This window comes from Streptomyces zinciresistens K42 (assembly GCF_000225525.1).
Lineage (GTDB): Bacteria > Actinomycetota > Actinomycetes > Streptomycetales > Streptomycetaceae > Streptomyces > Streptomyces zinciresistens.
Window position 1 is genome coordinate 92,418 of sequence record NZ_AGBF01000001.1, and the last position, 23,430, is coordinate 115,847.

16 protein-coding genes are annotated in these 23,430 nt (G+C 68.2%); 12 read left to right on the top strand and 4 right to left on the bottom strand.

Going from position 1 to position 23,430, the window contains the following annotated elements; all coding sequences use genetic code 11:
- Nucleotides 1-91 precede the first annotated feature (91 nt).
- From SZN_RS00510 to SZN_RS00520, 3 genes are all read left to right on the top strand, one after another.
- On the top strand, nucleotides 92-544 hold the full coding sequence (locus SZN_RS00510; RefSeq protein WP_139063495.1) for a hypothetical protein: 453 nt from the start codon (nucleotides 92-94) through the stop codon (nucleotides 542-544).
- Between the two features lie 271 nt (nucleotides 545-815).
- A complete protein-coding gene (locus SZN_RS00515; RefSeq protein WP_007490499.1) occupies nucleotides 816-3,713 on the top strand; it encodes a DEAD/DEAH box helicase in 2,898 nt (965 codons plus the stop codon).
- Nucleotides 3,710-4,525: a hypothetical protein gene (locus SZN_RS00520; protein ID WP_007490501.1), complete on the top strand. Its 816-nt coding sequence runs from the start codon at nucleotides 3,710-3,712 to the stop codon at nucleotides 4,523-4,525. Before SZN_RS00515 ends, SZN_RS00520 begins: the two co-directional genes overlap by 4 nt.
- Before the next feature lie 107 nt (nucleotides 4,526-4,632).
- Here the strand turns inward: SZN_RS00520 and SZN_RS00525 are convergent, their stop codons facing one another.
- The gene (locus SZN_RS00525; RefSeq protein ID WP_007490503.1) at nucleotides 4,633-5,460 is read right to left on the bottom strand and encodes an SDR family oxidoreductase; all 828 of its coding nucleotides are present in this window, start codon (nucleotides 5,458-5,460) and stop codon (nucleotides 4,633-4,635) included.
- 682 nt (nucleotides 5,461-6,142) lie between these two features.
- Between SZN_RS00525 and SZN_RS00530 the strand changes: the two genes are divergently transcribed.
- The gene (locus SZN_RS00530; protein ID WP_007490505.1) at nucleotides 6,143-7,285 is read left to right on the top strand and encodes a ParA family protein; all 1,143 of its coding nucleotides are present in this window, start codon (nucleotides 6,143-6,145) and stop codon (nucleotides 7,283-7,285) included.
- Nucleotides 7,282-8,499, top strand: a complete 1,218-nt coding sequence (locus tag SZN_RS40790; RefSeq protein ID WP_139063496.1) for a hypothetical protein — start codon at nucleotides 7,282-7,284, stop codon at nucleotides 8,497-8,499. The genes SZN_RS00530 and SZN_RS40790 overlap by 4 nt, the downstream gene beginning before the upstream one ends.
- A 486-nt stretch (nucleotides 8,500-8,985) precedes the next feature.
- Here the strand turns inward: SZN_RS40790 and SZN_RS00540 are convergent, their stop codons facing one another.
- A complete protein-coding gene (locus tag SZN_RS00540) occupies nucleotides 8,986-10,296 on the bottom strand; it encodes a Fic family protein (protein ID WP_063741713.1) in 1,311 nt (436 codons plus the stop codon).
- 917 nt (nucleotides 10,297-11,213) lie between these two features.
- Here SZN_RS00540 and SZN_RS40240 point away from each other — a divergent pair.
- The 6 genes from SZN_RS40240 to SZN_RS00565 all read left to right on the top strand — a co-directional run bounded on the left by SZN_RS40240 (nucleotide 11,214) and on the right by SZN_RS00565 (nucleotide 18,570).
- The gene (locus tag SZN_RS40240; protein ID WP_139063497.1) at nucleotides 11,214-13,502 is read left to right on the top strand and encodes a hypothetical protein; all 2,289 of its coding nucleotides are present in this window, start codon (nucleotides 11,214-11,216) and stop codon (nucleotides 13,500-13,502) included.
- 158 nt (nucleotides 13,503-13,660) lie between these two features.
- Nucleotides 13,661-14,770, top strand: coding sequence for a bifunctional DNA primase/polymerase (locus SZN_RS42170; RefSeq protein ID WP_007490513.1), 1,110 nt, complete (start codon nucleotides 13,661-13,663; stop codon nucleotides 14,768-14,770).
- Nucleotides 14,767-16,281, top strand: coding sequence for a DNA primase family protein (locus SZN_RS00555; protein ID WP_007490515.1), 1,515 nt, complete (start codon nucleotides 14,767-14,769; stop codon nucleotides 16,279-16,281). The genes SZN_RS42170 and SZN_RS00555 overlap by 4 nt, the downstream gene beginning before the upstream one ends.
- A gap of 59 nt (nucleotides 16,282-16,340) precedes the next feature.
- Entirely contained in the window at nucleotides 16,341-17,141 is an 801-nt protein-coding gene (locus tag SZN_RS42175) for a DUF6009 family protein (protein ID WP_244313259.1), read from the top strand.
- Nucleotides 17,138-17,746: a phosphotransferase gene (locus tag SZN_RS00560; protein ID WP_007490517.1), complete on the top strand. Its 609-nt coding sequence runs from the start codon at nucleotides 17,138-17,140 to the stop codon at nucleotides 17,744-17,746. Before SZN_RS42175 ends, SZN_RS00560 begins: the two co-directional genes overlap by 4 nt.
- Nucleotides 17,747-17,826: 80 nt before the next feature.
- Complete coding sequence (locus SZN_RS00565) at nucleotides 17,827-18,570, top strand: aminoglycoside phosphotransferase family protein (RefSeq protein WP_007490519.1); 744 nt, start codon at nucleotides 17,827-17,829, stop codon at nucleotides 18,568-18,570.
- A gap of 408 nt (nucleotides 18,571-18,978) precedes the next feature.
- Here the strand turns inward: SZN_RS00565 and SZN_RS38005 are convergent, their stop codons facing one another.
- Complete coding sequence (locus SZN_RS38005; RefSeq protein ID WP_007490522.1) at nucleotides 18,979-20,397, bottom strand: FAD-dependent oxidoreductase; 1,419 nt, start codon at nucleotides 20,395-20,397, stop codon at nucleotides 18,979-18,981.
- 262 nt (nucleotides 20,398-20,659) lie between these two features.
- Here SZN_RS38005 and SZN_RS00575 point away from each other — a divergent pair, with 262 nt between their 5' ends.
- Nucleotides 20,660-22,243 carry an IMP dehydrogenase gene (locus SZN_RS00575; RefSeq protein WP_244313260.1) on the top strand — a complete coding sequence of 528 codons (1,584 nt, stop codon included), beginning with the start codon at nucleotides 20,660-20,662 and terminating at the stop codon, nucleotides 22,241-22,243.
- A 161-nt stretch (nucleotides 22,244-22,404) separates the two neighbouring features.
- Here the strand turns inward: SZN_RS00575 and SZN_RS00580 are convergent, their stop codons facing one another.
- Nucleotides 22,405-23,337, bottom strand: coding sequence for an ATP-grasp domain-containing protein (locus SZN_RS00580; protein WP_167546268.1), 933 nt, complete (start codon nucleotides 23,335-23,337; stop codon nucleotides 22,405-22,407).
- Between the last annotated feature and the right edge of the window lie 93 nt (nucleotides 23,338-23,430).

The following is a 23,430-nucleotide window of genomic DNA, read 5'->3' on the forward strand; positions in this document are numbered from 1 at the left end:
TGCGCCGCCTCCTGCCGGTGCGGAGGCGATGGTTCGTGGTGACGAGCGGGCGCCGTGGCGGGGCGGTAGTCCTTCTCGCTACCGTCAGCGGATGACCTTTGATGATGAGCCTGCCGCCAACTTACGACCGAGCGAGGCGCCGACCAGCGTGATCGTCAGCGCGCTGCGCTGGGAGATTCTGAACGAGTGGGTCCTGTACCTGAACGACGACAGGCACCCGGACAAGACGGCCGAGATGTCGTACGTCTGGGGCTTCATCAAGCGGGACTTCGGCGGCGACGCGCTGCGGTGCCTGTGGAGCAAGCGCGAGACCGCGTACCCCATGTTCGCCGAGGCGGTGTGGTTGCTGCATCGCGAGTTCAGCGAAGGCGCCGGGCCGGAGCATCACCCTCTGTTCGCCGGCCTTCCGCCGATCCCTGCTGAAATCCTGTTCCAGAAGCTCGCGAGCTCGTCCGCAGTGGCCTTCCGGGACCGGGAACTGACCGAGGCCCAGATGCTCGAGATCCTCCGCAGGGCACCGAAGGACTACGCGGCGATGCGGTAGATGCGGCCCCGAACGCCGGCGGCTCCGCTCCGGGTATGCCCGATGGGCGGGGCCGTCAGGGACTGAACGGATCACGCTGGTGCGCGGGGGGTCACGCGGGGCGTATCGCGGCCGGTTGTTGAGGCTGGCCGGACCGAGGCATGGGTCCGGTCGTCGCACGTCAGGGCTACCACGGGCCTGACTCCTTCAGGTGGACTTTCCCTGATTTCGTCAGGTTTCGCGGTTTCGGGGTCGATACTGGCCCGGCCGGGTGTGCGAGCGAGGAGGGCCGGTGGCGGTCCAGCGTGAACTGGCGGACTACGGCACGGCGTTCTGGCCGTCTGATCCGCCGCGCGGCGCCACGGTGTCGTTCTGGCGGCCGCACTCGTCGATGGGCAGACCCGAGGACCTGAAGGTCCCGCACACCGCGCTGCTGCAGGAGCAGGTCCCGGTGATCCGGATGCGGGGGTCCTTGTGCCGCGGCAGCGTGCGGGGGTGGACGCTGCCGGTGCTGGACGCGCTGCCGGTGCTGGTCAGTGCGCGGCGCCGTGAGCGGGGGCACGAGTCGACGGTGTTCTGGGGTGCGGCGGCGATGTTCGCACTGGATCTGGTGGCGCGCGGCCGGCTGCTGCCCGGGCTGTCGCCGGGCGGCTACGACGCCTGGGTGGCGGGGCCGTTGTCGGCCGAGGACGAGGCGGTGCTCCAGGCCTTGGTGCAGGCGATGCCTGCTACCGCGCATACACCGGCGCCGGCCGCCAGCGGGCTTGGCCTGCTGGAGCCGGCGCACACCGTGCGGTCGTTCCTCGACGCGGTCGCCGACGCGATGGTGCGCTCCCCCGCTTCCGCGCCGCTCGTCCCCGGCCCGTACACCGACACCGCCGTCCATCATGTGCCGCATCTGGCGGTGTGGACCCGGGACGTGGCCGCGGCCCGGGAAGGGAGGACTCCGCTGTCGCTGCGGGTCGACCTGGACTGGCCGGGCGACGGCAACGACGTCGATCCTGGCCCGGCCGTGGGCGGCTGCGGCTGCGACCTCGAGGGTGGTGACGGTCTCAACGAGTTCGGCCTGGCCGGGGTGCCGGTGGTGCTGCAGGTCCACGACCAGGACGATCCGACCGTGGTCCGCGACGCGGACCAGCTGTGGCGTTCTGCGCCGCCGTCGGTGCCCTGGGTCAGGGGTGTGGAGGCGGCCCGGGCCGAGGTCCGCGAGGTCCTTGAGCGCGGAGCCCGCGCCTGGCCTCCGCTGCGCCGGCTGGCCCGCGGGCGAGTGCCCGACAAGCTGCTGTGCGACGCGGAGGAACTGCGGGCGCTGATGGGCGAGGCCGTTCCGCTGCTGGCGGACGCGGGCATCGCGGTGCACTGGCCCAAGGCCGTCATCAGCGAACTCACCTCCCGGGCCGCGCTCGCACCCCGCCCGCGGCCCTCCACGGCCCGGGGGCCGCTGCTGAGCCTGGGCCAGCTGCTGTCCTTCCGGTACCAGCTCTGCCTGGGCGGCAAGGACCTGTCCGAGCAGGAAATGGACCAGCTCGCCCGTGCGCAGCGTCCGCTGGTGCGCCTTCGGGATCAGTGGGTCCTGCTGGACGCGTCGATGCTGCGGCGTCTGCGCCGCCGGGAGCTGGGCCCGCTGACCGGTGACGAGGCCCTGGCCGCTGCACTGACCGGCAGCGTCGACCTCGACGGCCACGACGTTCCTGTCACCGTGCACGGCTGGCTCGCGGACGCGCACTCCCTGCTCACCGCTCCCCATCCGGGTCCGGACGACGTGATCGTGCCCGCGGCTCTGAAGGCCACGCTGCGCCCCTACCAGCGGACGGGTCTGGCCTGGCTGGAACGGCTCACGTCGGCGGGCATCGGGGCCTGCCTGGCCGACGACATGGGCCTGGGCAAGACGATCACCCTCATTGCGCTGCACCTGCGCCGGCAGGAGCAGCCGCACCTGGCCGGCCCGACCCTGGTCGTCGCACCGGCCACGTTGTTGGGCACGTGGGCCGGGGAGGCCGCGAAGTTCGCCCCGGACACGCCCATCCGCCGCTACCACGGTCCCGGGCGCAGCCTCGAACTCCTCCAACGCGACGCGATCGTCGTCACCACCTACGCCACCTTGCGCCAGGACCGCGAACTCCTCGCCGCTGTCGGCTGGTCGCTGATGGCCGCGGACGAGGCCCAGCACATGAAGAACCCCTACTCCTCCACCACCAAGGCGCTGTCCGCCATCGGCGCCCGAGCCCGCGTCGCGCTGACCGGGACGCCCGTCGAGAACAACCTCTCCGAGCTGTGGTCCATCCTCGACTGGGCCGTGCCCGGCCTGTTCGGTCCACTCAAACGCTTCCGCAGCCGCTACGGACGCCCGATCGAGTCGGGCAGCGATCCCCGCGCCGCCGAGCGGCTGGCCGCCGTCGTACGTCCTTTCCTGCTGCGGCGGCGTAAGAGCGATCCGGGCGTCGCTCCCGAGCTCCCGCCGAAAACCGTCAGCGATCACACTGTGGCGCTCACCCGGGAGCAGGCCGGCCTGTATGAGGCGGTCGTCCGCGAGACCCTCGACAAGATCAGCGACAGCAAGGGCGTCAAGCGCCGGAGTCTGATCCTCTCCCTGCTGACCGCCCTCAAGCAGATCTGCAACCACCCCGCCCACTACGGCAAGGAAGACCCCGGATCCGCCCGCCTCCCGGGCCGCTCGGGCAAACTCGCCCTTCTCGACGACCTGTTGGACGTCATCCTCGCCGAGGAGCAGTCCGTCCTCGTCTTCAGCCAGTACGCAGCCATGGCCCGCCTGCTCCAGCACCACCTGGCCCGCCGCGGCGTCCCCGCCCTCTTCCTCCACGGCGCCACCCCGGTGCACCAACGCGACGCCATGGTCACCGACTTCCAGTCCGGTGACGTCCCGGTCTTCCTGCTCTCCCTCAAGGCCGCCGGCACCGGCCTCACCCTGACCCGCGCCGAGCACGTCATCCACTTCGACCGCTGGTGGAACCCCGCCGTCGAAGACCAGGCCAGCGACCGCGCCCACCGCATCGGCCAGACCCGTCCCGTCCAGATCCACCGGCTCACCGCCGAGGGCACCCTCGAGGAGTCGATCCACACCATGCTCCACGCCAAACGAGCCCTCGCCGAGACGGTTCTCGCCCACGGACCAGCCGCCCTGACCAAACTGTCCGACACCGAACTCGCCGACCTCGTGAAGCTCCGATGACCCCCTTCTACGGTCCTGCCCACGTCTTCCGCACCAGCACGCCCCTCGACCCGCAAGGCCCCCACTCCCCCGCCGGCCACGCCTGGACCGCCGCCGTCGAAGAACTCGCCGACACCCCCGCGGCCCGGGCCCGCCTCACCCGCGGCCGCACCCACGCCCGCCAAGGCGCCGTCCGCCACCTCACCGTCCGCCCCGGCGAAATCTCAGCCGCCCTCCAAGACGGGGCCCTGGAGCGCATCGTCACCGTCCGCATCACCCCCCTCGCCCCCACTGCCTGGACCACCCTGCGCGCCCTATCCGACGACCGGACCCACCTCTACCCGGCCCAGACCGCCCAACAGGTCCTCCACGACCTCAACACCGCCGCCCGGAACAGCGGCATCCACCTGTACCCCTCCGCCAGCACAGTCACCGCCCACTGCCCCTGCCGCCACACCCACGCCCTGTGCAAGCACACCGCCGCCGTGCTCCACCACTACGCCCACTGCCTCGACACCGAGCCCTTGAACCTCCTCCTGCTCCGCGGCCTGGAACCCACAGCCTTCTTCAACTCCGCCAACACGCCGCCCTGCAGCTCACGCTCCCCCGCTGCGCCGGTCGTCGACGCGCACGCCGTCTACACCCGATCCGGGCCTCCGGCACACCTTCCTGCGCCACCTCCGCCGCATCACGCCACGACGACGAAGTGGCGCAGATTCCCTGGCCCTGAAGGCCTCAACCCCGCGGCCGCGATCCTCCTCGTCAACGAGGCCGGCCAACGAGCCCACACGCTGCTCCACGGCCGACGGTCAGCGGGACGAAACGCCCGCTGACCGTCGGCACAGCAAGGGCAGCCGGGGCTTCACCGAACCGGTTCGGCCCGTGATAAGGCGGGACGAGCCGGCACGCGAAGCCTCCCCGGCCACAGGCCCCCTGGCGCTCAGGTCCTGGCGGCGAGGAAGTCGCGAGCGCCGCGCAGCGGGATCCGTAGCTTGCGCTGGGTAGCACGGCTGTCGAGACGAACGTCGAGAGCACCGGGAAGCGCCGTGTCAGCCCGCAGGCCCGGAACCAGCCGAGAGGCGTCGAGCCCGTCACGCCGGGCAATGAGCAGCCCAAGCTCGTGCCGGCTGACCGCGTGCGCACCTCCGAGATGATGCACACCACGCTCGTCAGAAGCGGCAAGTTCCAGCAGGGCCGCCGCCAGATCGCCAACGTGGACGGGACAGCGAAAGTCGTCGGTGAACAGCACGCCGCTCCGACGGCCGGCCACGAGGTCGTGAACGAGGCGGACGTGTTCAGAGCCGATGCCCCCGATGATGAGCGAGGTCCGGGCGATGACCGCGTCGGGCGTCAGGTAGCGGACGCTAGTCTCGGCCGCGGCCTTCGCTGCGCCGTATGGGCTGACCGGGTCGGGATAGCAGATCTCGTCGTAGAGGCCACCACGAGTGCCAGAGAAGACTGCGTCACTACTGACGTGAACCAACCGACAGCCGTACCTCGCCGCTGCCAGTGCCAGACGCGCCGGCCCCTCGGCCGTGACCTCCCAATCCGCCCCTCCGCTGGTCGCATTGATAATCACGCTCGGCACAGCCTCGGCGACCACCGCGTCCGCACGATCGGGGTCGCGCAGGTCCAGGGCGTGCCATGTGACAGGGGAACTACCCGGCCTGGTCGCGTAGGTGGCCGCGACGGCCCGACCGCCGGCCGCCGCCTGGCGCACCAACTCAGCTCCGAGAAACCCGCTGCCACCGACAATCAGGACCGTCATGTTACGTAACCGTAGACGGCCGGGCCGCATTGCGGAGGCGGTTGCAGATGCCTGCGCCTGGCGGCATTTGCTGAGCTGGTTCAGCTCGGCAACCATCACACCCTGCCGCCCTGACTGCGTGCACCGCAGACGACAGCGAGATGTGCTCCGGTGGCGACCTTCGAGGGTGTCGCACCCGTCCGCTGCTCGGTCATCCCTTGCAGAGCTGCATGTTCGAGCGCCGGTGAATGTGTAAGTGAATAAAGATTGCGCCTTTGTGAAGGCCCCATTGCGCGGTCAGCAGTGCGGATCCTGGCACATCGCCGCCTACTGCAGGATGAAGAACGACGCACCAGCCGAGCCCCGACAGACTCGAGTCTGAGTCGACACCCGCCCTGACCTGCACTTTCACAGAATCACAATCTTTATTCACTTACACATTCACCCAGCAGGAACCATTTGAACCTACCCGCCAGCAGAGGGGGAGGTCGGCGAGGAGGGGGGCCGCGCGGTCCGGGGAGTCCAGCATGGAACTTCGAAGCGAAGGAGCCTGCGCCGCCACCCCTCTAACGGTGCGTGACACGCGTGACCGTCTCCGTGTACCGTGCCCGATGCAACCGAAGGGGTACATGCACGATGAGGACGCTTTCTTCACGAGCACCGACGTGTGCACCCTGACGCATCAGAGATCAGTGGAGGAGCCTTGGACGAGTCCTTGGATGCACCCGTACAGAGGACACTTGATGACCTACTGGAGCTCGTGAGCTTCACGGACTTGAAGAGTCGTCTGGAGGTAGTGCGACGCTTCCCGGCTCATTACGAAGATGAGCACGATGAGATGCTGGCCGAGGTGGTGCGCCAGATTCGCCCCTACCTTCGGAACGTCATCGGGGTCACCATCGGCAAGGGAGGGCAGGGGAAGACGACCCTCTCTGCGAACATGGCAGGCATGCTCGCTGCAGAGCAGGAGAAGCTTGCGGAGCAGGGAAAGAAGGCACTGCCGATCCTGCATCTCGAGCTCGACCTTCAAGGCGACGGCCTCTCTCACGACTTCGGCCTTGCCCGCTCCAAGTTCAACGACAGGGGTGCGGCCCTCGCAAGTGCTGTCACCAATGACGGGCCCCTCCACGTCATCAAGACTGATCGCCAGTTCCTGCATGTTGTCCCTGCCGGCGCCAACAACGCGCGGATCACTGATGCACTAGGGGCACTTGTTGCCACGCACGGGCGGGCTGCCCACCTCTTGCTCGCTCTCCTGTTGGCTCAGATCAGCCATCTGTACCGCTGGATCGTCATCGACTTCTCGCCTGGCGATCGGAGTCTGCAGCAACTCGGCCTGGCCGCGGCGACGCACCTCACTGCTCCGTTGATGGACTCAGACAACGCGTCCGTCAGCGGTCTTGCGAACCTCGCTGTGTTGGCCAAGAGCACCCGTAAGACCAACCCTGAACTCGGCGTGGCGGCCATGTGCTTCCTGGGCTTCAGGAAGGTACAGGGGAAGCCCACCAGCGACCTGACCATCGTCTGGCAGAAGCTCGGCAGGGCTCTCCAGCAGTACAACGTCTCACCCGATGTCATCCTCGAGGACTATGTTCGCGAAGGCCGCGTACTAGCTAAAGAGGCTCGCAACTCCGGCATGCTCGCCCACGAGTTCGCTAGGGCGGCCGCTGGTCAGTGGATTGACCCGCGAACAGGAGAGGTCGCGGAGCGTCCCAGGGATGAGAACGGACGCCTCATTGACGCCAAGCGGGCCATTGAGCTCGCAAACGACCACGCAGCCATGGCTCGCGCGGTAATCACCAGGGTCCGTGCCCGTAACCAGCAGCTGAAGGAGGCCACCGCATGAGCAGCGGGCCCAGCAAGGATTCGGCCAAGAAGGGCTCAGGGAGGTCACGAGGAGGTTCCGCGGCGCAAGGCAAGGGAGCATCCAACCTGAAGATGCCCGACCTCGACTTCGGCGGCTTCGGTGACGTCGACGAAGACGAAGAGCTGACACCGGGTCTGCCCGCAGACGTCTTCGGGGCGGCACCTGTAGCGTCCTCACCGGCTGTCGAGAGCCCGGTCGAGTCGCAACCTCCGCTGGTACCCCACCAGCCCGTCGAAGAGCCGGGGTCTGCCCCCCAAACTCCCGCTGAGCAGGAACTCAAGGCGGCAGCTGTCCCCCCGGCCAGCACCGAGATCCCTGCCGACACCCTTCTCGCGGCTCCGGCGGAAGCTGATGTTCGCAGCGAGCTGCAGGCAAGCACGCCCGAGGGCGCTGGCCCAACCACCCAGCCTCCGGTTGCCGAGCCCATCCCGAGCCGGTCAGCTCCGGAAGCAGCTCCGCCCGTCGATTCAATCCCGACGTCGGCCGCCGTGGCGCGTCGAGAGTCGACGCATGCCGTTGCCAGTTGGGGTGCATCCACCGGTCTGCCGGCGCGACGACCGCGTCGCAACAGCTCTAAGCCCTTCACGGCTGACCAGCGGCAAGAGAATCGCGAACAGAGCATGCGGGAACTGTTCGAGAAGGCTCCGCGTTATGCATCCCTTCTGAATACGTACGCGGTGGTGAAGAAGAACGATTCGAAGCCGCGGAACATTCAGCTGTACGGCCTTACGTTTGAGCGAACCGCCACTCAGATCGCCATCGATACGGCGGTCATGGCTCGAGTCACGCCGCGTATGCCGACGCCCCGGCTCATCGCGGGACACTATGTGGACACTGCGCTTCAGGGGGCGCTCTCCGCGCTCAATCCCGCAGAGGCTGACGCGGAACGCATCGAGGACGAGAAGGATGTCGTCTTCGCGTTGGCGGACCGGGCCATCGCCTATCGGAACTACATTGCCGATGACGAGTACGCGTCCCAGCTGCGGCACAGCCGAACCATCTGTCCCCTGACCGAGTCTGGGGACGCGCTCCTGACACGGCTGATGACGCTGCTGCGGACCATGCCGTCTGTGAAGGTCCAGCCCTTCGAGATCGTGAGTGTGGCGGTCTCGGACCTCCTTGACGGCATGGCCCAGGAGCAGGACGCCTTCGAAGGATTCCTCGCGCGCAGCGTGGCAACGAGTATCCAGTAGCCGACGTGGGCATCCGGGCGCGAAAGGTTGTGGCGCCCTCGTAACCGCCGTGGGTTTGATCGCTAGCCGGGGCCCGGCCTCTTCTCTGTGAGGGGCCGGGCCCCGGCGCGAGGTAGGTGGAGCCGTCGGCGTTGCACGGCGGCTGTGGGTGAGTGCGAGGGGCGGCCTGCCAATGGCAGCACCTGTGGCTTCAGAGCGGCGCCGACTGGCTTGGTTCACAAGCCCCGGCGCGGGCCAGTGTCGATGGTGGCCGCGCGGCCTGCCGAGACTTGCCTCTTGAGGGCCTGGCCAGCCGCCATGTACGCCCGCTAAGCGCGACGTGCAACACGCTGTGGCTTGCAGCAGGGCAGAAGCAGCAGCCGTGCAGTTACCCAATTACTATGGTCAGAGCGGCACGCAGCGGCTCCGTTACGTTAAGTGACGCTTTCCTTTAATCAGGTGCCAATCGCGTTAAAGGAAAGCGCCCCGAAGGGGGCCCACAGCCCTTCATGGTCGATCGGCAGATTCGACCCCGAGGTCCGGAAAAGACCACTTCGTGTATGTAAGGCGTCTCTCGGCCCCGTTGATGAGGTCGAGTACATCACTGGCCAGGAAGGCTCGCGTGCCCCGTTCGGCGTCTTTCACCTGGACGATGCCAGCACCTGCCAGCTCCTCCAACGCCTTGGACGCGGAGACAAACGATGTCTTGAGCAACGATCCGGCCGCGCGAGCCGTGAGGACCGGGACACCCGGAAGCTGTTCCATCAGCCGCACCACTGCCGCACCCTTCCGCGGGTGAGGCCTCAGTCCACAGCTCTCCCGATAGTTCGCAAGGCGGGCCTGCCACAGGTCCCTCATTTGGCCAAGCTCATCTGTGAAGCGTCGCGCCTCAGCGACGGCGTCACGCGTGGCCGCCAAGAACACTCGGATCCAAGCCTCCGTTCCGTCCATCGCTGCAGCGCTGTCTGCGCTCCCGTTGTATCGGTACGCCTCCAGGCCGGCAATGTACTCACGAGCATGCGCGAGGAGAGACATCGAGATTGGCAGCACGTGCCCTACAGCCAAACCCTGACGTGCAAGCACGGTGTGGATCAAGGCACGCCCCGTCCTCCCGTTACCGTCCGTGTACGGGTGAATGGTCTCGAATTGAGCATGCACGAGCGCAGCTTGAACTAGGGGCAGCGGCTGATCCTCCGAGATGAACGCCGCGAGGTCCTCCATGAGTGGGCCTACCAGTTCCGGGGCGGGCGGAACGTACTCCGCCCCATGAGGGCCGTACGCGTTGCCCCCAACCCAGTTCTGAACCTCACGGAGCTTGCCGGCCAAGTCGTGCTGTTCGGTCTCTACCATGAGGGCGGCCTGCAAACCGTTGATGTCATCAACAGTCACGCATGGGGTGCTGGTCAGTGCTGTGACGGCCTTACGCAGAGCAAGGACGTTGTTCACCACCTCCCGCGCACTATCCCCGATTCCGGCCCGCGGTTCATCGCCGGCCTTGGTCGCGAGCATCAGCTCAAGATGTGCGATCGCCCGGGCCGATGCGACAACGCCTTCGATCCGCGATGAGGCAACTGCCTCAGACCGCAGAAGGAACCGCGCGAGAGACTCGAGGTGGGGGCTGGTGGGCGCTGAGTCGTTGAACTCTCGAACCAGCTGGTCGACCTCAGAGACTTCTGCCGCGAGTTCCGCCGAGAGACGGACCTGCCGCCCGCGGAGGTAGTCAGGTGTATACGCAGCGTAAGCGCGGGGTTGCTGTTCGCTGACGCCAGGGGCGAGGCCAGGCTGTGATTGCCAGCGCCGCTCCGTAAACCTTGCCACCAGACACGCTCCAAAGGTTCAACCTCGGGCCGATCCATTTAAGGATAGTCTGTGCCCGTGATGTTTGGTTTGATGCTAGAGGACGGTGCAGTCGGCGCGGCTTCCGCGCTGGCTGCCATGCCCTCTCCATCTGGCCCGGTGTCACACGCCTCTCGACTTGTGGAAGCGCAGCCACGCCTTCACAGCACCAACAGGGAGATCCCAGCCAGGGTCACCCAACGAGAGCGCGAAAAAGGCGACCCGCAGGTCGCCTCGTGGGGCGACTCAGCCAAGTCGCCCATCGCCACTGCTCGGGGTGCCACCCCGAGTCTCCACATGTCCATCACATCAGCCCGACGTTGTCGGCCGACTTGCCGATCCACGGAGCCACCCGTGTTCGGCGAGGGGAGGAAACACTAACGACTTGACCTGACCCAGCCGTCCATGACGGTTACAAACCTCACCCCCGCTGACCAGGCAATTTGATGTCCTAGGCCGAGCGGTCGGTCGTTTTGTGCCTTCATCCCTGTGTTGTTCTGGAGCAGATCATAGCCGCCAGCCGCAGGGCTAGTCCCGTATTGCCAAAAAGAGACTCATGCGAGTCTCCGCCGGACTACGCCCAAACCACACCAAAAAGGCCGCACGAGCCTGATCGAGGCACGCCCGCTGATCGCTGGCCGTTGACCTTGTCCAGCGAATCTGCGGCACCTGCGCTTCGCCAACCGCTGCTGCTCCGAGACAGCATGCGGCAGCGACTCTCGGCCGCCGTTGCGAGCTTGCTTTCAGACCAGTCGCTTCACCGACGTCCTGCGGCTGAGGCCCTGGCAGCTGTAGTGCTGTTGGCGAAGTCACCAGCGGGGGGGTCGCGGCTGGAGCTGTCGGCGGGTGAGCTGGCCCGGTGGCTAGGTGTGTCGGAGTCGCTAGTTGATCACCGGGTCTTGCCGGGCCTGCGTCATTCCGGCGCGGTATCGACCGAAGTGGTGACAAGAACCGTGGACCGGGTACGGCGAGTGGCCGGCCTGCGTTGGGAACTGTTGCCGCTGACGGCCGCGCACTCTCGTCGGGGTCATCCGCTGGGGCTGGAGAAGCGTGAGTTGGCCGTTCTGCTGTCGTTGTGCGAGGCGCTGTTCGCGCCGGGATGGGCGCCGGTGGGCAAGCCCGCGACGCCGGCTGGTCTGCTCGGCGAGCGACGGGGTCGGGGTGCGGCGCGTGAACGGCTGGCTCTGTTGCGGCTTGTGCTAGCGGCGCGGCCTAACGGCCGGGTGCGGCTTGTTGGCGGGGCTGTGGCGAGAGGGTTCGACCGTGCTGATGCGACGGTTGCCCGGTTGCTGGGGTGTTCGCTGGCGGAGGCGGCTCAGGTGGTGGACGGGATGGTTCGCCAGGGACTGCTGGAGGTTCCTGGCCGGGGGGTGCCTGGGGCTCGGGTGAAGTTGGTGGTCCCGGCGGTCGCGGCCGCGTACGGGCGCGAGCCTGCGAAGACGGTGCGGGCGGTGCCCGGCGGCAATTCAGGCGGGGAGACGCCGGAGGACGAGGTATTCCCCGGTGAGGTGCGGTGCTGCGTGCACTGCACGGAACTTGTCGACGAGCCGGATCCCGGGGAGCCGGGGGAGGGGTGGGTCCAGGAGAGGTTCTTCGAGGTCCTGGACGGCGGTCAGCTTGAGGAGACTGGTGCACTCAGGGGTCAGGAGAGCGCCGAGGGCTCGGAATTTGAGCCCAAGGTTGCGGTTGACCTGCGGAAACGTGAGACCTTGGCGGCATCGGAAGACAAGCTTGGCGGTGCACTGCACCACGCCGACCACGCTCTGGTGGTTGCTCAGGGTGGTTCTGGTGCGGCTTCATCTCGCTTTTCCGGCGAAGCCGCATCGGGGTCCTCAACGTTGCCGGGACGCGCGGGCGAGCGCGAGGACCAGCCGGACACGGTCGTCGACGCGGCTGATGCATGCGGTGGGTCCGGTAGCCCGCTGCGCGGGGAACAGCACCAGAAGGTCGGCGGCCAGACCGGTCAGGGAGTAGTGCCTCCGGCGGCTGGCCGAGGAGCGCCGTTGCGGTGGTCATTGCCGCGGGGGCTGGAGCGGGTGCTGGCGCCGGTGCACTTCGAGTGGGCCCGCATCGGGCGTTCCGGCGGACGGTCCCGTGTCCGGGCGGCGGTAGCAGCCGAGTTGCGTCGCGTCGGCGGAGTCGTCGGGCCGGAGCGGGCCGCGGTGGTGCTGGCCGAGCGGCTCGAGAGGAGGCTGTTTGCCCAGCAGGGTCAGCCGGTGCGAGATCCGGTCGGCTGGTTCCTGGGCCGAGGGCTGCCGCAGCGGGCCGAGTGCTACGCGACCTCCTGCGACGACGGGGTGCGGATGGACACCGGGCTGGTGTGCTCCAGCTGCGAGCTGCTGATCGGCGACCGGAGGGCCTTGCGTCGGCAGGTCGCGCGCGCCATCACCGAGGCAGAGCCCCATCTGTCTCCCGAGGAGTTCCGGGCGAAGGTGGAACGGCGGCTGAGCCAGGAGGTCGCGCGGCAAGCGGCTGAGGCTGCCGTCCGTCGGGAGCGGGCCGTGGTGGAGCGGGCGCGGCGCGAGGAGGCGTGGGCCCGCCACCGTGAGGAGCTGGCGGAGGCCGAGGCGGTGTTGGCGGCGCGCCCGTGCGAGGTGTGCGGGGTGCCGGAGGCCGGCGGGCTGTGCCTGGTGTGCTCGCAGGTGCGTACGGCCCGTCAGGCCCTGGAGCGCGCCGCCGAGATCGCGGCCGCGGTCGGTGGCCCCGTTCGCGACCTGGGTGAGGTGGCCGGTCGGCTGGCCTGCTGCCGGGCCCGGCTCGAGGATGCGGCCCACCGGGCGGAGCAGCGGGCGCGCGAGCAGGGGATGCCGGAAGCTGTGGTGGCCTGGGAAGTCCGGGAGAGGGCCGAGGCGTTGCTGCGCGAGGAACGCGAACGCGCCCTCGCCGTCCTGGCGGTCTCGGCGGAGGCGCAGGCGGAGGCCGAGCGGGTGAGGGCGATCGAGCGGGCCCGGCGGCGTGACGAGCAGCAGGCTGTGGCCGCCGGAGAGGTAGCCCGTCGGCGGTGCGCGGAGGCGCTGCTTACGCAGCAGCTCGGTCACGTGCGCACCGTCGTCCAGGCGCCGAACCCGGAGCCGATCGGCGGCTGGCAGGAGCGGCTGGTCGCGTTGGCGCAGCGTCCCCTTGTTGGTGAGACCGGGATGCTGCCGCAGTGCGCCAGCGAGAGCCGGAAGGCGGTGAGCGCGGCGTGAGCCAGGTGCTGGGCCGTGCTTCGGTTTGGAACGCGGGCGCCGGAAGTCCCTGTTCTGGGACTCGACGAGGGTCTGTGGTGTTGGGTGAGCGGTGCATGGACGGCCGCGGTGTTTCGGAGCGGTCCCGCAGTCGGCGGGTGCCGGGGAAGGTGGGCGAGGTGAGTGCGGGCGAGGTCGAACCGGTGCGAGTCGCGCGGTGGTTCGCGGGGCGCGGGTATCCGGTCTTCCCGCTGGCGCCGGGCCGGAAGACGCCGATCCGGGGCTGTCGCCGGTGCAGCCAGCACAGCGCCGAGTACGTTCCGCACCCGGCACAGGAGTGCGCGTGCCTGGCGCGGGGCGGGTTGTGCCACGGCTTCTACGCCGCGACCCTGGACCCGGACTTGATCGAGCGCTGGTGGACGGTGGGCGACCGTGGGGTCGCGGTGGCGACCGGTTCCGCCGACCTCGTCATCGTCGACGTCGACCGCCACAGCAGCACCCCACCGCAGCAGGCCGACCAGCTGCTGCCCGGAGTCGACCTGACACCCGCCCAGATCACTCAGGTGAAGGACGGGGTCGACGTGCTCCGCCTGCTCGCCCAGAGCCGGGACCAGCCCGACCCGAGCAAGGGCGAGCTGACCATGACGGTGCGCACCCCGAGCGGGGGCCTACACCTGTGGTTCCGGGCCCCGGCCCGCACCGCGTGGCGCGGGTCGGCCGGCAGCGATCACCACGGCCCGGTGCTGGGCTGGCAGTTGGACGTACGGGCCCGCGGCGGCTACATCGTGGCACCGGGAACGCACACCGCGGCCGGCACGTACCGGGTGGTGGGGGAGCGCCGGGAGCCGGTGCTGCTGCCGAGCTGGCTCGCCGGTGAGCTGACCCGCACCGGTCACCTCCTGCCCGGCGCGGCCGACGAGCCGGAAGAACCAACGGTACCCAACCGGGCCCGGGCCGCGGCGCTCGCGGCCCGGCGGAGGAGTGGCGGCGGCGGATCGTCGGAGCCGGGGCGGTGGGCGGAGCGGACGGCCGCTACCGTGCTGGACGCGGTCGCCGACTGCGGCCGCGTCCCCGAGGGCGCGGGCTGGTCCGGCGTTCTCAACCGGGCCGCGTTCACCCTCGGCGGCCTGGTCGCCGGCGGCCACATAACCGAGGAGGCGGCGCGCACGGCGCTGCTCGACGCCGCCCTTCGCGCCCGGCCGGCCAAGCAGGCCGCGGCCTTGGGCATCATCCGATCCGGTCTGGCCGCGGGCACGCGGCAGGCCCTGCACCCGAGAGACGAACGATGACGACCACCGATGCGGCCGCGGCCGGGGAGACCGCACCCACCGTGCCGGCCAGCCGCGCGCCCGGCCCCGACACACCGACGGCGGCGCTGCCCGCGTCCGGGCCCAGCGCGGCGGAGCCGGAACTGCTGATCCCGCGGTCCCTGACCGACCGGGGCAACGCCGCGCTGTTCCAGCGGCTGTACGGCGAGGACTTCCGCTACGTGCCCGGCATCGGCTGGTACCGGTGGGCCGGCTACCGGTGGGCGATCGACCTGGAGGCCCGCGCGGTCTCCGAGGCGGCCTTCGAGCTCGGCGAGAACCTCGCCACCCGCGACCCCCAGGAACGCTTCACTCGCCAGCAGCTGCGCCGGCACATCAACCGGACCCTCAACGATCAGGGCAACCAGGCGTTGATCCGGGTCGCGAAGAAGATGCCCGCCTTCCACCTGCCGGCCGACAAACTCGACGCCGACCCGTACGCGCTCTGCACGCCGGACGGCGTGGTCGATCTGCGCACTGGCGTGCTCCGCCCGGCGCACCCTAGCCAGTTCCACACCCGGGCCGCACTGTGCGCGCCGCGCGCGATGCCGACCCCGCTGTGGGACAAATTCCTCACCGACACCTTCGGGCCCGGCCCGAAAGGCGCGGCCCTGGCCGGCTACATGCAGCGCGTCATGGGCTACACGATCACCGGCCTCACCTCCGCGCAGATCCTCCCCTTCCTCCACGGCCAGGGCGGCAACGGCAAGAGCGTGCTCGCCGCCGTCGTGCAACGCCTCCTCGGCGACTACGCCGACACCGCCCCGCACGACTTCCTCATGGCCAAGCCCTACTCCGACCACCCCACCGAACTCGCCGACCTCCAGGGCCGACGGCTGATCGTGTGCAGCGAACTCAACCCCGGAGCCCGCTTCGACCAGGCCCGCATGACCCTGCTCACCGGCAGCGACCGCATCAAGGCGCGCAAGGTCCGCCAGGACTTCTTCAGCTTCTGGCCCACCCACACCCTCTGGCTGCTCGGAAACCACCGCCCCGCGGTCCCCGCCGGCGGCCGCGGATTCTGGCGCCGCCTGCGCCTCGTCCCGTTCGAGTACACCGTCAGCCGCGTCATCACCGACCTCGACGTCCACCTCGTCGAAGCCGAGGGCCCTGGCATCCTCCACTGGATCATCCAGGGCACCCTGAAGTACCTCAACGGCGACGACCCACACCTGAAGAACTCTGACGCCGTCACCGCCGCCACCCGCGACTACGCCCAGGCCGAGGACACCTTCGGCCGCTTTCTGTCCGACTGCTGCAAACTCGGCGACCCCTCCGCCCTGCGCACCGAACAGCGCACCCTGCGCCTCGCCTACGAAGCATGGTGCGAGGACGAAGGCGTCGACCCCATCAAGCCCCGCCACTTCGGCGAGAAGGTCCGCCTGGCCATCCACCACCCACCCGGCACCAACCTGCCCACCTCCAACGGCCGCAAGATCTACAAGGGCATCGAGATCATCAACCCGCCCGCCGGCCTCCAGGGACCGTCATGACCGGGCCCACCGACCACGACGAGAACAGTCCCTGCCCACGAAAGGCCAGGTCACACCCCATGAACCCCCGCGTCCAGGGACCAACAGAGACCAACTTCCGCAATGTATCCCCCGCGCAAAACGACGACACCACACCAGCCCCCCACACTTGCGGAAAACAGTCCCTCTCCGTCCCTCACCCCCGCCCCGAAGCAGGTCTGACCTGCGAAAACACGGCAGGTACCGACGCAGGTACTCACCAGGGACCGAACGCCATCACGAGTCCCGCCGCACCCACCACACGCCTGCGCCCCGAGCAGCTGGCCGCCGAGACCGAGATCGTCTGGACCGTGCCGATCGACGACCTCGACTACGTCCGCGAGAGCCTGGACATCACCAAACGCCGCTCCGGAAAGCCCCCGTACCACCAGCCCGGCCGCCTCGTCGGATACGCCAACCTCGCCCCTGACACCACCGCCACCCGCGACTCCGGCCGCTACGACCGCCGCACCTTCTGGCTCCTCCCGCGCGACCGCAGCGAATCCGACGACTCGCCCTACACCACCTACGCACCCCTCGAAGCAGTCGACCCCCGCACCGTCGCCCCCGGTCGCCCAGGCCGCCTTACCCGCCGAGCTCTGGGAGGTCCCGTACTGGAACCAGGCCATTCCCCTGCGCCAGATCCCGGCTCGGCCTCCGGCGAGCTTGCGCAGTCGTCGCCAGAGCCAGAGGGCCAGGCAGCAGCGTCCCCAGCCGAACGGGAGAAGACCGCCCCGAGCCCCCCAGGGCCTGGTCTGGGCGAGGAACAAGGCGCTGTGCGGCGCCCACGACACGAAGCAACGGCCGAGGGCTCTGACCTCGCTGAGGAACGGCGCCCATGAAACTTCGGCTGCGTACGCACCCGCCATCGATGTGGTCGGCGTACTACCGTCAGCTCGGAGAGATTACGCGCAGCGTGCACACGGTCCGCGGTCGGAACTTCGGGCCGGTAGCCGGACCCACGTACCGGACGTGGAGCGAGGCGATCACCGCCTCCCTGGACACCATCGCCGTCGACCTGGAGGCTGCCGGTCTCGACGCCGACGATGTACGCACGGTCGCCGCAGCAGCAGCCCGCCACCACACTGTCCTCGACGAGACCCAACCTCGCTTGCTCACAGGGGACTTGTGGCTCCCCAACACCCTGCTCCGCAACGATGCACGGGAACCGACCATTACCGACGTGCACGACCTGGACAGGACCTGGTGGGGCGATCCCGCCAGCGACTGGACCATCCGCATGATCAAGACCAAGCCCGATCAGCGACAGGAGTTCTGGGAGAGCTACGGACGCCCGGACCAGTCCGACGCGGCCATCTGGCGCTCGACGATCTACGAAGCCCGCCACCTCGGCAGCGTCCGCCTCGAACGCCACCGCCTCGGCAATCGGGACGGTGTGCAGAACACCTATGCGTCGATGGCGGCACTCTCTGCCATCGTTGCCTGACTCCCGGCTAGCTTGTGTAGGCCCTCCTGGCACAGGTAGACCGGGCCGGTATCCAACGCATAGAGCAAGGAGACCTTGGCATGACCGGCGGACACGATGTCGAAGTACCGCTGGGGGGTGGGCGAATCACCCACGGTGTCGTCCGGGTCGGGGACACCGTGCGCCGACCTGCCTCACGGTCGTCGCCGTTCGTTGCGGAACTGCTGAGGCACCTTGAGCTGCATGGCTTTGCCGGTGCGCCGCGCTACCTGGGCGTCGACGAGGCCGGACGTGACATGTTCAGCTACCTGCCCGGCCACGTGCCGGCCAAGTTCCAGCAGTGGACCGACGCCCAGGTGACCGCAGCCGGCGCACTGCTGCGCTCCCTGCACGGCGCGACCCGCAGCAGCAGGCTCGCAGGACCACATCCGGTCGTCTGCCACCACGATCCTGGACCGAACAACATGGTCTTCCAGGACGGCACGCCGGTGGCCTTCATCGACTTCGACACTGCTGCGCCCGGGGATCCCCTTGAGGATGTCGGGTACGCAGCCTGGACTTGGTGTATCACCTCCAAGGTGACAGCTCCGCCTGTGTCCGAACAGGCTCACCAGGTGAGGGTGCTGGCCGATGGATACGGACTCGGAACCCGCGAGCGCCGGCGCCTCGTCGACGCGATCCTGGAACGGCAGAACCGCAACGCCCGGTTCTGGGCCGAGCGGGTTTCTGGGCCTTCCGAGCTCCGTGTCGAGGCGGAGGTGATTGCCGCGCGCGTCGAGTGGAGCCGCCGCGAGCACGGCTTCGTCACCGCGCACCGTTCCATGTTCGAGCACGCCTTGCAGTGACCTGCCCCGAGCTGGGGTGCGCGGTTGTCAGAGTGTCCGCCGGCGGGACGCTAGGCTGCCGCAGCATGGATGGTGGCCCGCCCCACGTGGACCCCAAGTCGGATCACGGTCTGTGCGGGATCTGCCCCGCACTGCGGCACCCACGCGAGGGCTTCGTCATCTTTGACCGGCCGTGCCGCGAAGCGTCCTTCAACCCCGTCGACGGCCACCGGTACACCGCGGCCGGTGAGCCGGCCTGCGTGCACCCCGACAAGATCGGCCTCGACGCCGACCGCACTGCAGCAACGACCGAACTGTCCCTGACCGCCACGCCGACAGACATTCACACGCGGATGGCGGCCATGGCCCCGACGAGGGAGGAAGCCGAGCGCACCCTCGAGCGGCTGACGCGATGCCGGTCCACCCCTGCTACAGCGCCTCGCTACGTTCTGGTGCACCTACGATCGAGTGCCATGTGGTCCGTGCCGGACCGTCGAAGATGTCTTCATGCCCTGGGTGAGAGCTGCGCCAGCGAGCGACCTTCGCACGAATGCGGGGTTCCGCGTAGGCTTCATCAGGGTGATCCATGAGGTGTCGAACGCGCGCTCGGGCGCGCATGATGTCAGTGTCCTCCAAAGCACAGGCACCGAGGGCGGCTCGCTCGTCGGAACTTAAGGAAGGTCTCCCGTAAATCCCGCTCGCAAGGCGTGTTGCGGTGGCGCGGTCCGCTGAGATCTGCATTTCGTACCAGGGGCGAAGCTCCTGGAGCGTCCAGCGATGATAGCGGCCGGCAAACTCGTTGGGACTCTCCCCCGTGAGGTCCTGCTGGGTTACCCATTGCGCGGTCCGTAGCGCCAGCGCAGTGCCTTGGCCAAGGGTCGGGTTGGTGTGGATCAGCGTGTCACCGACGCCGACGACTCCTGTCACCACTGGACCCGATGCGTCGGCCAACGGTCTCCATCTGTTGTGCAGCCCGCCCATGGCAAGGACGGGGGAGAGAGGTACGGGCCGGTTGGTGAGCCAGGCGTTCATGGCGGGAAACGTCCGGGCTGCGGCTTCGAACGTGCGCGGATCACTGAGGGCGCCTCTGGTTGGGTCTGCGCACGAGAGCACAAAGGAGAGGGCGAAGATCTCGTTGTCGGAGGGGAAGACACCGCCGATGGCGAACGGGGAGGCAGAGCCGTTTCTCACGCCGCTTCCGGGCCGAGGCGCTCCCACGGCGAATCGGTACCAGCGGCAGTAATAGGCGATGCCGGTCGGGCTGCTCTCGGTCAGGGGCGCTCGGCAACCCGCGCCGGTCAGCCAGCCGGGCACGGGGGAGCGCCGGCCAGCGCAGTCCAGAACCAGGTCCGCCGGGTGATGGCCCTGCTGTGAATGAACGCCGGTGACGTGCGGAAGGTTGCGGGTTGAGTCGACGGCGAGCCCTGTGGCCCCATGGCCGACGAGTAGGACTGCTGTGCGTTCGTTCATCAGCGCACGTCGCAGAGCAACCTCCAAAACCAGTCGCCTCGCCTGGATGGTGACCAGGCGCTCATCTCCCGGACAGTACGGAGGGTGCTGGGTGAAGCAGTCGAACTCGTGGCGCTCACGGGCTCCGAGGGCGAGCATGTCTGCATACACGTCGGGGGCCTCGCGCAGCAGGACGTCGCGGACGGGCCCCAGCAGGCCGTGTGGCTGGACTGCCTGAGGGACTCGAGGGCGACGCCAGGCCAGGAAGTCGTCCTCAAGGTTCGCGCTCAGGTGGTGGCCGTCCTGTTCCAGGACGATGACGTGATGTCCCCGCCTGGACAGGAACAGGGCGGAGGCGAGCCCGCTGATGCTGCCTCCGATGACCACGACGCGCGCCATCTCGCCTCTCTACGCCTGTGATGATGCTCCCTCTCATCCTCCGTCGGGATCTTGGCCGAAGCACGGTGGCTGGTTTATAGGGGTGACCGGGTGGACACGTTCAGTGCGGTACGATCCCGTATGGCGTAATGGAAGTTAGCGCCTGTGCAGCACCGTGCGAATTTCGGGTCCGTAGTGCCTTCGCTGCCGATTCGGCCGCGCGTGCGAGCACTGCCCCGCCGGGTGCGCCCGCTCTCAATCTCCGAAGCGGATTCTTCCGATAGTGCGCTACCGGCTGGCGTCGATCCGCAATGACCGCATGAGTCTCGCCGATTTACCGCGATCGGTTTGCAGGCTCCTTTCTGGAGACGACGTGAAAATCCTCCCCGAGATCTCTCGTACGCTGAGCGAGTACCTCCTCATTCCGGGCCTGACCACAGAAGACTGCACGCCGGACAATGTGGATCTCGGGGCGCCGTTGGTGCGTCACCGGGTCGGCGAGGAGTCGGCTATCCGGGTCGCCACCCCCATGGTGAGCGCCATCATGCAGGCGGTGTCGTCACCGACGTTGGCAGTGGCCTTGGCGCAGGTCGGTGGGTTGTCGTTCATCCACCAGAACCAGCAGATCGAGGACCAGGCCGCGGATGTATTGGCGGTGAAGCGGCACAAGGCTGGCTTCCGGACGAGCGACGTCACCGTCGCACCGCTGACTCCTCTCGGTGAGGTCGCCCAGCAGTTGGCCGCGACCGAGCAGGGCGTGGCCGTCGTGACGGAGAGCGGCAAAGCGGACGGCGAGTTCCTGGGCATCATCAGCCTCGACGACTTCCACCTGGAGCGTCACGGAGCCTCCGAGACCGTCAGCAACCGGATGCGAGGGCGTGACGAGCTGGTCACCGCGTCGGCCTCGGTCTCACTCTCCGACGCAAACGAATTGATCTGGCAGCACCACCTGGATGTCCTGCCGGTGCTTGAAGACGGTCGGGTCGTCTCCTTGGTCCTCAAGAAGGACTACCAGGCTCACAAGACATATCACCGTGCGACCGTGGACAATGAAAAGCGTCTGCGGGTGGGAGCCGGGATCAATTCCCGGGACTTCAAGGATCGTATTCCCGCGCTGGTGGAAGCCGGTGCGGATGTGCTGTGCCTGGACTCCTCCGACGGCTATTCCGAATACCAGGCGAAGACTCTCGAATTCGCCCAGGAGCAGTATGGGGACGACGTTTTCGTCGGCGCGGGGAATGTCGTCGACGGGCGGGCTTTCCGCTACCTCGCTGACGCGGGTGCGGCCTTCGTGAAGGTTGGAATCGGCGGCGGGGCCATCTGCACCACCCGGGAACAGAAGGGCATCGGTCGCGGGCAGGCCTCAGCGCTGCTCGACGTGGTCGAGACGCGCGACGCCTACGCCCAGGAGACCGGCGTGTACGTGCCTCTGTGCTGCGACGGCGGCCTGCTCAACGACTCCCACATGGCGATGGCGCTGGCGATGGGGTCGGACTTCATCATGCTGGGCCGCTATTTCGCCCGGCTCGACGAGAGCCCGTCACGCAAGCTGCAGATCGGCGGCCAGTGGTACAAGGAGTACTGGGGTGAGGGCTCGCAGCGCGCACAGAACGCGGCACGCTACGGCCAGCGCGGCCAGATGGTCTTCGAAGAAGGCGTCGACGGCTACGTTCCCTACGCCGGCAGCCTGTACGACAACGTGGAGCGGACCCGCGCGAAGCTGACCTCCACGATGATCAGCTGCGGGGCGACGAACCTGCGCGACTTCCACCGGGACGCGGTGCTGGTTCCCGTGTCCGCGGAGTCGTTCAAGCAGACCGGCGCGGAGATCCAGGTACGCCGACCCGCCATCGATGCGGCAGAGTGACTGACCGTCCAGGCAGCCGCCTGGACAGCGCGGCCCCGAGCGTGCCGGATGACCGTCGGTACGCGCGGGGCCGTGTGGAGCGACTGGGCTGTACACGCCGCTTGAATGTTGGCGCGGGCGGCAGGCTGAGGCTGGACGATCCCTCTGCTGGTGCTGCCGGGTCAGCCCAGTTGGCTGCGCACCCAGGAGAAGAAGGCGTCCCCGACGGCGGGCTCTTGGTCGGGGAAGCTGCCGAATCCGGTACTCCATTCATCAAGGACGGGCCCTGAATCGGTCAGCAGCCAGTCGACCGAGAGGCACGCTGCCTGAAGACTCGTCGCGATCCTGAGGCACTGCTCTTCTACGTCGTCCCAACCGCGTACGACACTGCCGACTCCTCCCTGGCTGACGTTGGTCATGTAGGCGCCTGCTCCGGTGGACCGATGCAGTGCCGCGATGATCTCCCCCTCCACCAGGTAGACGCGAGTGTCGGCAGTGTGAGGGAGATAGGGCTGCACGAGGTATCCGACACCGGCCTGGGCGACCATGTCGATGGCGGAGGAGAGCTGCTGGAAGGTGTCGATCTTCTGTACCGCGAACCCCATGCCCATTTCCCGGGGTTTGAGGATGTAGGGGCCTCGGCCCAGGCGGTCTTCGACGAGGGGCAGCACGGATCGTGCGTGGCGGCCGTAAGGAACAGCGATGGTCTCAGGGGTGGGAACTCCGAGTGTTGCTGCGCGCTGAGCGATGGCGAGTTTGTCCGTCGCCAGGTACTCGGGTCCGTCCATGGAGCGGTTCAGTAGCAAGGAGTCGCTCTCCTGAATGGTTCGGTAGATCGCCTTGAGGAAATGCGATGCCTGGGGATCCCAGCTGAAATCGTCCACCTGGAAGCACTGTCTTGTGCTCAGCAGGTCTTCGTCTTGGTACCAGAGTGTGGGGCGGTCGGTCGATGCCGGTACCAGCTCATGGACGGGGATGAGCCTCAAGGTGAAGCCGGCGCGCTCGGCGGCCCCGGCGAGGGTTGGCTTCTTCCGGTTGAGGATCTTGTCTGCGAGGCCGGGAAGGAAGTCGTCAGGCCGGTATACAAGGTTGACGGTTTTTACCAGTTTCGACATGGCGCTCTCTGTCGGCATTCAGATCCGCTGGACGGGGATCTCTGGTGAGGTCTGATGAAGGGCGCTGGCATTTGTGGAGACTGAATGCTCGGG